Origin of the sequence: Pseudoalteromonas shioyasakiensis, from assembly GCF_022398475.1 — a bacterium.
Lineage (GTDB): Bacteria > Pseudomonadota > Gammaproteobacteria > Enterobacterales > Alteromonadaceae > Pseudoalteromonas.
Window position 1 is genome coordinate 1 of sequence record NZ_JAKEVM010000133.1, and the last position, 12,064, is coordinate 12,064.

At 42.2% G+C, this 12,064-nt stretch carries 9 protein-coding genes and 1 other RNA gene; 6 read left to right on the top strand and 4 right to left on the bottom strand.

Annotated features, from left to right (window positions below; all coding sequences use genetic code 11):
• Positions 1-108: 108 nt before the first annotated feature.
• Positions 109-2,331: a TonB-dependent receptor gene (locus tag L1D51_RS17605; protein ID WP_055196989.1), complete on the top strand. Its 2,223-nt coding sequence runs from the start codon at positions 109-111 to the stop codon at positions 2,329-2,331.
• 41 nt (positions 2,332-2,372) lie between these two features.
• Here L1D51_RS17605 and L1D51_RS17610 read toward each other — a convergent pair whose 3' ends face one another.
• Positions 2,373-2,741, bottom strand: a complete 369-nt coding sequence (locus L1D51_RS17610; protein WP_054551695.1) for a hypothetical protein — start codon at positions 2,739-2,741, stop codon at positions 2,373-2,375.
• Between the two features lie 49 nt (positions 2,742-2,790).
• Here L1D51_RS17610 and L1D51_RS17615 point away from each other — a divergent pair, with 49 nt between their 5' ends.
• Together L1D51_RS17615 and ggt are read left to right on the top strand one after the other, a co-directional pair.
• On the top strand, positions 2,791-3,336 hold the full coding sequence (locus L1D51_RS17615) for a GNAT family N-acetyltransferase (protein ID WP_055196987.1): 546 nt from the start codon (positions 2,791-2,793) through the stop codon (positions 3,334-3,336).
• A gap of 76 nt (positions 3,337-3,412) precedes the next feature.
• Positions 3,413-5,071 carry a gamma-glutamyltransferase gene (gene ggt / locus L1D51_RS17620; protein WP_239964389.1) on the top strand — a complete coding sequence of 553 codons (1,659 nt, stop codon included), beginning with the start codon at positions 3,413-3,415 and terminating at the stop codon, positions 5,069-5,071.
• Positions 5,072-5,129: 58 nt separating this feature from the next.
• Here the strand turns inward: ggt and L1D51_RS17625 are convergent, their stop codons facing one another.
• Positions 5,130-6,332: an aromatic amino acid transport family protein gene (locus L1D51_RS17625; RefSeq protein ID WP_239964390.1), complete on the bottom strand. Its 1,203-nt coding sequence runs from the start codon at positions 6,330-6,332 to the stop codon at positions 5,130-5,132.
• A gap of 406 nt (positions 6,333-6,738) precedes the next feature.
• Between L1D51_RS17625 and L1D51_RS17630 the strand changes: the two genes are divergently transcribed.
• Positions 6,739-7,644, top strand: coding sequence for a DMT family transporter (locus L1D51_RS17630; protein ID WP_239964391.1), 906 nt, complete (start codon positions 6,739-6,741; stop codon positions 7,642-7,644).
• Between the two features lie 21 nt (positions 7,645-7,665).
• On the opposite strand, the gene L1D51_RS17635 is transcribed toward L1D51_RS17630, so the two are convergent.
• On the bottom strand, positions 7,666-8,544 hold the full coding sequence (locus tag L1D51_RS17635) for a flagellar protein MotY (RefSeq protein WP_054561850.1): 879 nt from the start codon (positions 8,542-8,544) through the stop codon (positions 7,666-7,668).
• 216 nt (positions 8,545-8,760) lie between these two features.
• Between L1D51_RS17635 and rnt the strand changes: the two genes are divergently transcribed.
• Entirely contained in the window at positions 8,761-9,441 is a 681-nt protein-coding gene (gene rnt / locus L1D51_RS17640) for a ribonuclease T (RefSeq protein WP_054561849.1), read from the top strand.
• On the opposite strand, the gene L1D51_RS17645 is transcribed toward rnt, so the two are convergent.
• Entirely contained in the window at positions 9,425-11,050 is a 1,626-nt protein-coding gene (locus L1D51_RS17645; protein WP_054561848.1) for a FapA family protein, read from the bottom strand. The genes rnt and L1D51_RS17645 overlap by 17 nt on opposite strands.
• A gap of 278 nt (positions 11,051-11,328) precedes the next feature.
• Between L1D51_RS17645 and ssrA the strand changes: the two genes are divergently transcribed.
• Positions 11,329-11,687, top strand: a transfer-messenger RNA (tmRNA) gene (gene ssrA / locus L1D51_RS17650).
• The last annotated feature ends 377 nt before the right edge of the window (positions 11,688-12,064 follow it).

A 12,064-nucleotide genomic window follows, 5' to 3' on the forward strand; every position in this document is an offset into this window, starting at 1 on the left:
AACATATAATACCCCTCCAGAGGAAAGATGCTTATACCTAAGCGTCTTTTTTTATGCCTGAAATTTACGGGTAAAAATACACACACACGGTATCCTTTGGAGTTTTAATTGAAATTACGTCACCTCTCACAGTTAACTGTAGCCATTGTTGCTGCATTATCTACTTCAGCCTTTGCTGAGCAAGAAAAAACCACTGCTAAACAAGATGCTTTTGAAAAAATCGAAGTAACAGCGCGTAAGCGTACAGAAAGCATTTTTGAGTCGCCAACAGCAGTGACATCAATCGGCGAAAACCTGATTGATAAAGCGAACATGAGCAACCTTGAAGACATCGGTAAATACGTACCTAACCTAAACATCACTCGTTATGGTGTAGGTAATGCGGCCCATGCATCTGTATTTATTCGTGGTATTGGTTTACAAGACCACGTGATCACAACTGATCCGGGGGTAGGTGTTTACTTAGACGGTGTTTACCTTGGTCGCCAAATGGGCTCTAACTTATCATTACCAAATGTTGAGCGTGTAGAGGTATTACGTGGTCCACAAGGTACTTTGTACGGTCGTAACACATTAGGTGGTGCAGTAAATATTATTACTAAACAACCTGGTGATGAAGGCATTGTGACTACAAATGCAAAAGTAGGTAGCCGTGGTCGTTTAGCCGGTGACGTTTACTTTAATAACAGCCTTACTGACACTGTAAGCATGTCTGCAAGCGTGTCTTATAAGCAACGCGATGGTGTAGGTGAAGCAATTAACCTTGCAAACCCAGAAAAAGAAATTGGTGAAGAGCAAGAGTTAAGCGGTCGTATGGCGCTTAAATGGCAAGCAAACAGCGACTTATCTTTTGTGTTCTCAATTGATGGTGTTGATAACGAATCAGGCCAATCACCATACACAATTGAACTAACGGCGCCACTTGACCCGAATGACCCATTCAATGGTGATTTCCCACTACTAACAGAAGACATGTTACCAAGCGATCCTGATGATTTAGCAACAACGGTAGCGGGTATTGAATCGACGGCTTATTCAGGCTGGGGTACTTCACTAACAGCTGACTGGGATATCAATAATACGTATACGGCTAAGTTCATCACCAGCTACCGTAGCTCAGAATACGAAGGGGGTCTTGATGATGACGCTGTTGCCCTTAACTTATCAGAGTTCCCTGAAGAAGGCGGCGCAGATCAATATTCATTCGAAATCCAGTTAAACGGTAGCTTCGATAATATGGACTTTGTGTCTGGCTTATACTTCTTTAATGAAGATGGCTTCACAAGCTCTGGCCCGTTTGTATTTAGCCCATTCAATACACCTGATGGTCTTCTGAATGATGGTACTACAGCGTCTTTTGGTGATTATGGTTACTTTGATATCAACCAAGAAACTAACTCATACGCAGCTTATATCAATGCGAGCTATGACCTAAGCGACGATTTAACTGTAGGCGGTGGTCTACGTTATTCGAAAGATAAAAAAGAAGCCGATGCCTTATTCCCAACGTTTGCGACACGTAAATACGTAAGTGCTGATTTTGATGCAGTAACATGGGATTTAAATGCGTCTTACCAGCTTAGCAATAACATGAACGTGTATGGCCAAATCCAAAAAGGTTATCAAACAGGTGGTTTCCCTCCGCGTCCATTTGGTGGTCCTGATCAATTTGTTTCTTTCGATGAAACAAAAGCAATTAACTATGAGCTTGGCCTAAAAGGTCAAGTACATGAAGATGTATCTATGATGCTTGCTGTGTTTGTTACTGACTACACAGACCTGGCATTACCATTCTCAGATCCAACTGCAGGTGGCGGTTTTGTTACTATCGTAGAAAATGCCGGTGAATCTAAAGCACAAGGTATCGAGCTTGAGACAACAATTGCATTTACTGATGACTTTACGCTACGTAGCGCAATTGGTTACCTAGATTCAGAAATCACAGAAGTAGATGACGGTGTATTAGGTATTGGTAAAGGTGACTCACCAGCACTAACACCACGTTGGACTGTGATGGTCGCACCTTCTTATTTCATTGATTTAAGTAACGGTGGCACAGTGGCAGTAAACGCTAACTATTCATACCGCAGCGATATGCAAGGTCAGTCGGTTTACAACCAAAGTGAACATATTGACTCTCGTGAATTAGTGGGCTTCAACATTTCTTACTTAAACCCGAACGGTGACTTTGAAGTGACTCTTTACGGTGAGAACGTGTTAAACGAAGTATACGATGTAGGTCGCTTACAACAATCTGGTTTTGTTGGCGTAATGCGCAGCAATGACCGCAGTGAATTTGGCTTAAAATTCAAAAAAGAATTTGAGCTTTAATTACTAACAAAAAAGGGCAAGTAAATACTTGCCCTTTCTTTTTAATTATTTTTCTCTTGTTCTCGCTTTTCGCGCGCTTCTCTTAATTCTTCAGCCAGTTCTTTTGCTTTTTGCTTGGTTTTTTCAGACAGCTCACCAGCCGCTTCTTTACTCTCAATCCATGCATCTAAGGCAATTTCTTTACCGTCGTCATACATGCTTAATCCCATCTTTTTACTCTCTTCAAGTAACTCTTGCAGTGAGTCGTCATTAAACTCGTTGGTGGCGTCTTTTACGTCGCTCCAAGCATCATTTAGGGCTTGCTTTACTTCCTCTTTTGCTTCGCTGGCATCTTTCTTGGCTTGTTCTGCGTCATCACAACCCGTTAAGGCAATACAGCCTAATAAAACTAAGCTTGCTAATTTGTTCATATTTTTCTCTAATAGTTAATCAACTATTAAGCAGTATAAGCAATAAAAAATGAATATAGCTAGAACAGCACGATTAAGTTTTCGGTTAATGGATGAAAATGATGCCGAGCTACTTTATGAGCTCGATAACGACCCTGAGGTAATGAAACATTTAACTCGTGGCAAAGTATCCAGTATGCAGACCATTAAAGAGGTGTTTATTCCACGCTTGAATGCCTATAAAAATGAGCAAAAAGGGTGGGGGCTTTGGCAAGTAAACATCATCGAGAGCAATGAATTTATTGGTTGGGTATTAGTCAGGCCTATGGGCTTTTTTGAACAGCCTGATTTTAGTGATTTAGAAATTGGCTGGCGCTTTAAAAAAATGAGCTGGGGCAAAGGCTATGCGTCTGAGGCAGCACTTGCCATTGCTAAAGCCGTAAGCGAGCCAGAAGAAATAAAGTCGCTCAGTGCCACAGCACTTCAAGATAACCTAGGCTCAATAAAGGTGATGGAAAAACTAGGCCTTAAGTTTGTAAAAAACTATACCCATAAAGATGAGCAAGGTGAATTACCTGCAGTACTTTATTCATGTCCTAAAGAGCAGCTAAGCTAAGTTAACCGTAACTAATTGACCTTATGGGTTTCACATGTCTAAATGGTCAAAATAACATCAAGAAAAAGGAAGTACCATGGCAAATTTAGTCAAATACGCGGCACATCTGTTGATCGTTACCGCGATATTCTTTCATCCGTCAAGCTTTGCAAAGCAAGCGGCTGTCGCGATGCCAGATAGTTACAGCAGTGATACGGCGCGGGCTATTTTAGAGCAAGGCGGCAACGCCGTTGATGCGGCAATTGCGGCACAGTTTGTATTAGCGGTTACTTTACCAGAAGCCGGAAACATCGGTGGCGGCGGCTTTATGTTGATCCAAAAAGATGGCAAAGGTGATTTTATTGATTACCGCGAAACAGCCCCTGCTGCAGCTCATCGCGATATGTACCTTGATGATAAAGGCGATGTTATTGATAACATGTCTGTGTACGGTATTCACGCAAGTGGAGTTCCGGGCAGTGTTGCTGGTATGTGGCTTGCCCATCAAAAGCACGGAAGCTTAGAGTGGAAAACACTGCTAGAGCCTGCGGTTAAATTAGCCGAGCAGGGCTTTATTGTGCATCCTAAGCTAGCCGCAAGTATCGAGCGTTACATTGCGCGAATGGCCAAAAAATCGGTAAACATTAACTTTGCTGATTACTTTGCTGATGCCAAAGCAAATAAGGTATTTAAACAGCCGGAACTTGCCGCCACACTAAAACGTATTCGTGATCAAGGTAAAGCAGGTTTCTACGAAGGTGAGACAGCGAAGATCATTGCGACGTTTATGAAGCAACACGGCGGTATTATTACTGAGCAAGACTTAAAAGCTTATCAAGCTAAATCGCGTACACCGATTAAAGGTAATTGGCGCGGTTACGAAGTGCTCACATCGCCACCGCCAAGTTCAGGTGGTATTGCTATTTTACAATGGCTAAAAATGTACGACTTGGCAAAGCCAGAAGGAAAGCTTGAGCATAACTCGACCACCTATGTTCATATTTTGGCTGAAGTAGGTAAGCGCGTATTTGCCGACAGAGCTGAATATTTAGGCGACCCAGATTTTTATGAGGTGCCAAAAACAGCTCTACTTGCAGATGATTATCTCGCCAAGCGTGCAAGTACAATCCATCCAGATGCCATTTCAACTACCGAGAACATCAAACCAGGTTTACACGAAAGTGAGCAAACAACGCATTTTTCTATTCTAGATAAGTGGGGTAATGCCGTTGCTAATACCACGACCATCAACTTAAGCTTTGGCAGTGGCGTGGTTGTATCGGGCGCAGGATTTATTTTGAATGATGAAATGGATGACTTTAGTGCCAAGCCAGGTGTGATGAATGTATTTGGTGCAATTGGTGGTAAAGCTAACGAAATTCAACCTCATAAACGTATGTTGAGCTCAATGACACCGACCATTCTACTTCAGGATAATAAAGTTAAAATGGTAACTGGCTCTCCGGGTGGCACCACGATTATTAGCTCTGTGTATGAGTCTATTTTAAATGCGGTTGAATTTGATATGACTGCAGAGCAAGTGGTAGACAGCCCACGTTTTCATCACCAGCTATGGCCTAAAAATGTGATTAGATACCACACAGGTCTTGAACCAAAGGTTGTTAAAGCGCTTGAGAAGATGGGTTATACACTTGATGAACGCCATTTTGGTGATATGCATGTGATCATCAATAAAGACGGTAAGTTAGATGCAGCCTCTGAAGCATCTGGCCGTGGTAAAGCAATGGTGTTTTAATTAAGCTTTAAACCAGACACAAAAAAAGCACCCTCGGGTGCTTTTTTTGATGAGCTGTTTAACCAATCGCTGGAATAAGCCCCGCCATTTGTAAACCTTGAGCACTAATAATAAGCACACCAAACAGGGCGGCCAGTGCTAAGCCAATATTACCGCCTTTAACTTGGTAACCCGCATCAGGTTTGCTGCTTCGTTGCTTATAGACCATAGCAACCGGTAAAAACACCGCTAAAATAACCAGGGCAATGGCGGCGTAGCCAAGTGCCATAATAAACCCTTGTGGATAGAATAGCGCAAAGCCTAGCGGTGGAATAAAGGTGATCAAGGCTGTTTTGATTCGATCTTTACTGCCATCACCTTTTTTAAATGCATCTGCAAAAAAGTCGAATAAACCTAAACTCACTCCTAAGAAAGACGTTGCTAGCGCTAAATCAGCAAAAATGTTCACAGCAGTAGCAACATGTGGGCTGTGAGCAATGCTAGCAACACTGCTTACAAATCCCGGTAAGCCTTGGCTTTGCAATAAGTCGTTTTGACTCATCATGCCTTGGCTAAGTAACTGCCAAAAAATGTAAATGACTAAAGGTAGTGCCGCACCTGCCACCATTACTTTACGAAGTGTTTTGATATCTAAACCCACGTATTTCACAATCGATGGAATAGAGCCATGAAAACCAAATGAGGTAAACACCACCGGGATTGCAGATAAAATTAGACCTTGTTCAATCGGCATTTCAAGTAAGTGTTGACCGTGAACATAAGGCGTCAGCATATAAAATAAGCTGGCTAATACACACACTTTAATGGTGAACAGTACGCGGTTAAGTTTATCGACTTTGCTAGTACCTAGTGTCACCACAGTACCAATCACAACAGCCAGAATAACTGAGCCAACTTGCGGCGCTAAAGAAAGCGATAAACCATTGTTGAGCTTTTCTTGTAATTGCGCACCGCCACCTGCGATATAGGCAGCGCATAATGCGTAAAACAAAAACATCACCGAAAAGTTAGCGACCCATTGCCCACGTTTACCCAACCATGACTTAGCTAACGTATTGAGGGTTGCATCTCTGTCGGCATATTGATGGAGCTCTAGCATCAGCAATGCTGTGTAGGTCATTAAAACCCAAGTTAAAAAGATTAGTGATAACGCTGTTGTGAAACCAAGCCCTGCGGAGGCGATAGGCAATGCCAGCATCCCTGCACCTATGGTGGTGCCAGCAACAATTAACATGCTACCTATTGTTTTATTTTTAAGCACTTTTTGCCCCTTAAACTTCGTGAGAGGCAAGCAAGATATAACTTGTTTAACAAAACTTAAATAGTTTTGTTATAAATCAAAGAAATTAAATGTAACCTATGATTTACATGTGCAAACAGGCTGTTGAAATCAGCAAATAACTTTTTGCCAAATAGCATGAGTATTCGTGTTGACAAAATCACCATTTAGGCGGATTCTTAAGCTTCTTCAACTTACTTTATTAAATACCATGATGCAGCTAAACCAACGACCAACAAACAATTGTATGCGCCTGACCTCATCAGTCGTATGGTCTGTTATGTGCTGCGGTTAATTAAGTAAGTTTTACTAACCGCGTTCTAAGCGGTTGGTTATTTCCCTTTTAAATTCTCTTCCGCTTTTTTCGCCTTTTTAAAGGAATAAGCTTGTGCCTGTTAAAGCCTCATATTTTTTAATGGTGGTGATTTGGTCAACAACACCACTGGGTATTGTTTGGAGTAGTGAAACGGTAGCGCCGACTCTGGCTGTGTTTTTACGCATGCTGGTGGGGCTGGTGTTGGCTTCGTTTGTCGTTGCTGTTGCCAATATCCGAGTGCCATGGCATCGCCGTGCTTTATTCCTTTATGGCTATTCAAGCATAGGTATTTTTGGCGGCATGTTATTAAGCTACATGGCTGCTAAAACAGTGCCTTCAGGGTTAATATCATTGATGTTTGGCCTTGCGCCAATTTTATCGGGCTTACTTGCGCAAAAGATCTTGAATGAACCTAAGTTTAGCGCCATTAAGCTTGGCGCACTTGGCTGTGCTTTAATCGGTTTATTTTTAGTAAGCCAACGCCATATTCAAGGTGGGGTAGAGCAGCTTAGTGGTCTGTTATATGTATTTATGGCGGTGTGCTTTTTTAGTTTGAGCGGTGTGATGATCAAACGGGTAAGAATTGCTATTCATCCAATGGCCACCACATTTGGTGCGTTGGTTTTTGTAACCCCACTGTTTTTTATTACTTGGTTGCTTGTAGATGGCCAACTAAATAGCCAGATGTGGAGTGCAAAATCACTGTACTCAATTGTTTACTTAGGCGTGTTTGGTTCATTAATTGGTGCGCTGGCGTATTTTCATGTATTGCAGAAGTTGAACGCCAGCACGGTCGCATTAACAACCCTGATCACACCAAGTTTTGCAATCGCGATTGGTGGTTTACTTAATGATGAGCCCATTGACCAAGCACTGATTGTTGGCGCGACCATCATTATGATTAGCCTCGCATTTTTTCAGTTTGGCGATAAGTGGCTAAAGCGCTTTAAAGGCGTGAAGTCGGTAGAAATGAGTTAAGGTTAGTAGCCGCTGCAGCGGCTACATTTTTGCAATTTGAATGACTAAACGACGGTTTTTGTTTCGGTCTAAAATGTTGTCGTTGCTAGCAACATGGCGCTTTTCACCGTAACCATCGGTATCTACTTTGCTTTCATCGACCCCTAAGCTAACAATGTAATCCTTAATCGCTTTAGCGCGTTTCTTTGATAATTCGAGGTTGTTCCAGCGACCACCGTAGCTGTCGGTGTAAGATGATATTGAAATAGACTCAATATTGGTGTCGTACTTTAAGTATTCGCCAATTTTGTCTAAGCGTTTTTGTGATGATTTAGTCAGCTTGCTGGTATTAGGCTCATAGTTCATCACTGTGAACGAAATATCTTCAAAGCTGTAAGGCAGCATTGCATCTCGGCACTGTAAAAACGCCCAATAGGCTTGCTTAAAGTTGACACTCGATAAACCAACGGCAATTTTATCGGCACTGTTTTGCCAGTCTTGGTAATAAAATGTCGGTTGGTAACCTTTTTCAAGTTCGGTCAGCATTTCCCAAGCAGTTTTGTTGCCAAGCTCGCCGTCAAATTTGCGTAATAGTTTCATATTCGCTAAGTCTCGAGCAGGCATACCTGCACGCCAACTAGGTGGTACGGCTTTTAGACCAGCAATACTGTAATTGTCTGGGCGTACGACCATATCAAGGTTAAAATTTACGTCTTTATTTTTACTGGCAGTGGTACTGAAAATTGCTTCACCATAGTAAGGAACTTCATGATTTAATTGGCATTCTAAGCGAGAAGTTTTAACCATTTGCCAGTTCGACATATCAGCATTAGCGGTATACTCACGCATGGCTGCATGCGCATTTATACTTGCAACTGAGGTTAATAGGCCTAGGCTTAAAGGAAGTAATGAAAGCTTCATCACGGTAATTCTCCAACAAATCATCAATGCCAAATAATTGGCAATTTTTGTGTTTAATTGCATCAGCATACTAAACACAGGGCTAGCTGAATAATATAAAGCAAGTAATGTGCCTAAAAACTCAGTAAGAATCTGCGATTTCACACTATTTACTCTAGCAGAGTAGCCGTGGTTTTTGACATAATAGCCAGCTTACACTGGCAAACCAAGAAGACTATGGAAAATACTGAACAAACTCTCTTCGCAAAACGCTTTCGTGGCTTTTTTCCTGTTGTGATTGATGTTGAAACCGCAGGTTTTAATAAAGAAACCGATGCGTTATTAGAAATCGCTGCATCTGTCCTTAAAATGGATGACGACGGCGTGTTAAGTATTGATCATACTGTGCATTTTCATGTTGAGCCATTTGAAGGCGCTAATATTGAACAAGCGGCCATTGAGTTTAATGGTATTGATCCATTCTCTGCGCTGCGTGGTGCAGTGCCTGAAGAAGAAGCGATTAAAGAAATCTGTAAAGTTGTACGCAAGGCACAAAAAGCAGCGGGTTGCCAGCGTTCAGTGGTTGTAGCACACAATGCAGCGTTTGATCACGGTTTTTTAAATGCTGCCATTGAGCGTTGTAAAATTAAGCGCACGCCATTTCATCCATTTGTTAGCTTTGATACCACATCACTGGCAGGCCTTGCACTAGGGCAAACAGTATTAGCTAAAGCGTGTAGGGCGGCAGGTATTGAGTTTGATAATAAGCAAGCTCACTCAGCATTATATGATACCGAGCGTACTGCAGAACTGTTTTGTTTAATCGTTAATCGCTGGCAACAACTCGGCGGTTGGCCATTGCCTGAAACTGAAGCAAGTGAAGAAGAGCAAGACTCAGCCGTTAAAACGACTGAGTGATCTTACCTTCAAAAAAACGCACCATGTTAGGAGGGTAAATACGTGAAAACTGTTTACTCTCTTGCGCTATCTTAAGCTCCACCCCTGGATGCATTAGTTCATTCACTTTTAAGCGGCTTGTTGCCAATAAGCGCGCAATCTTAATTTTCACTAAGTGTTTCTTTTTCCTAGTATTGGCCGTTTTAATTTTAATCTGCTGTTCGCTGGCAGTGATCTTTTTAATATAATGCGCACGCTGGGCTGGGTCGGGTATTTTATTGGCCTTTTTGCGAGCTTGTTGTAAGGCAGCTGCTTTTGTCGCTAATAACTTTTCAAAGTCATTAATTTGCTGCTGCTTTTGGCGTAAATCATGCCAGTACTGAGCAATGAAAACCCGTGTTTTAGTGCCTGATGGCGCACCAAGCTCGCCAGTTTCAATTCGCATCGCATCTAAAATATTGCCACCAATAATTTTGCCTCGCGGGTTATTGGCTTTGCCGACTCGAATAAGGCGGCGAGCGCTTAAATCACAATGTAAAGCTTGGCGTTCAATGAATAAATCTTGCTCTGTTTTTATATGGCAGTACTGAGCATAACCCACTGAGATAGTGCGCGAAGCCGTGATGTTACAGGTAAAGTTTTCGACGTTTTCACGTTTTCTGCCAACAGCCCCAAGCATGACGGTGACTTCACTTTTACTTTCAATTGTGGCTGATTCAACAAAGCCTAATACAGTGATATCCCCCGTGGCTTTGACGCGCATACCATCTTTTACATCACCACTAATAATAACACTGCCATCAAATTCGACATGGCCCGTACTCACATCTACATGATGAAAGCACAATACGTCGTCAACGCGCATACCGCGGGGTAGGGCAACAGGCACCCCCTTCGCATCGGCAATCAACATATCGCTATTATTAGGGTCAATACGCGTTCCTTCGAATGGCTCAAGGGGTAAGTCTTTACCGGGCTTAGCTGGCATCACATCACCAAACACAGTAAAGCCATCTTCACCGGGTGTTGCAGGAACTCGTTGCATTAATGGTGTACCCGGCTTAACGGTAATAATGGCACCTAAATTACGCATGTCGACTTTACCGCCAGAGGTCGCTTGCGGGCTAAGAACGCGGTCTTGGGCTGTAGAGCATAAGCGTACAAATTTAGCATCAGTGCCTTCTTTAGGCATTCTGCCATGGGCAACAATTGCGGTGTAATGGGCGCCCGGTGGTTGCTTAAATTGTTGGCCTAAAAAGGTATCAAGGGCACGTAAACTAATGCCTTTAATCACTCCCGCCTCTGCAAGCACCTCTTGCGCCATATCCATGCTAACAATTTTACCGCCACGGGCTGTTGTTAAGCTTGCTTCAACCACCATGTTTTTAGCATCGACTTTTACTTCAAGGTGAGCATCAACGGCTTTAGCAACCACTAAAGATTGGTTTTGATATTGGCTGCTAGGTATAAACAACTTACCTATATTGGCATCAATATATTCGTAGCAGGCATAAGCAGACTGCTCAAGTAATTCAATTAGTTGAGAACTTGTAGTAGGAAAACCCGCATCTCGAGGATGCTCACACAAAGTGACATAGCCGCTTTGTTCATCGAATGAAAACATCGACATCTGAAAAGCCCTGTAAAAAACTGCCTGTTATTATAGTTATGTGTTGTTACAGGTTATTTTTGAAGAAGGGTAACAACGTTTCCTATTTCAGCACAACTTTTGTACTATGTTAAGAAAATGTATGCATTAAATGTAAAAATATGTATAAAAACAGATTTTTCTTGCTGGAAAATTCAGCATTCAAAGGCACTTAGCAAAAATTTCCTGATTAATGCCTTGAGTATGAATAGGCTACTCAGTTATACTGCACGAACACTCTGAATGAGATACCAAATTCAGGGGCTGATTAGGATTCGACGGAATTCAAGACGCCCGAGGTGCATGTCGAGGTGCGGTTGGCCTCGTAAAAAAGCCGCAATTTAAAGTAATCGCAAACGACGATAACTACGCTCTAGCGGCATAATAGCCCGCTAGCACTTCTCCGGTGTATGTCTGTGGACCCGGTTCTGAAGTGTCACCCTACACGGACTCGCTACGGAAACCCTGGCCGGGGTTGAAGGGCTAAAACTAAGCGGCCTCGCCTTTGCAGATCGTGTTCGTCCGAGCTGTATAAGGTTAACTAAAAGACGATACTAAGCATGTAGTACCAAAGGTCGAGGCTTTTCGGACGGGGGTTCAAATCCCCCCAGCTCCACCACTTTAAAACCGCTGTAGCCCAATAATTTCAATGGTTACAGCGGTTTTTTGTTTCTATAGGCTTCTATATCCCTCTACTAAATACACAATTCCTGCACGCGTTGTTTTAAAGGCTTTCATGCTACATTTTCTTTCTAATCTTTAATCATTAAATAGTGCAAATACACAATTATTACACACGGATTTTTGACTATAAGCTTGGTAAAAATTCAGCTGATAAGAATGTGCTTTCATTGAAAAGTCAAAGTAAGTCTGTCGGTGTTGAGTATTCATTCTCGAAAGTTAACCTCTAACATATAGCAGCTCAGTTTTACCATAGAATCAAAAATTGCTTTATAGATTACGCATAACTGAAAGATCTTCTTGTCACTTTTATCT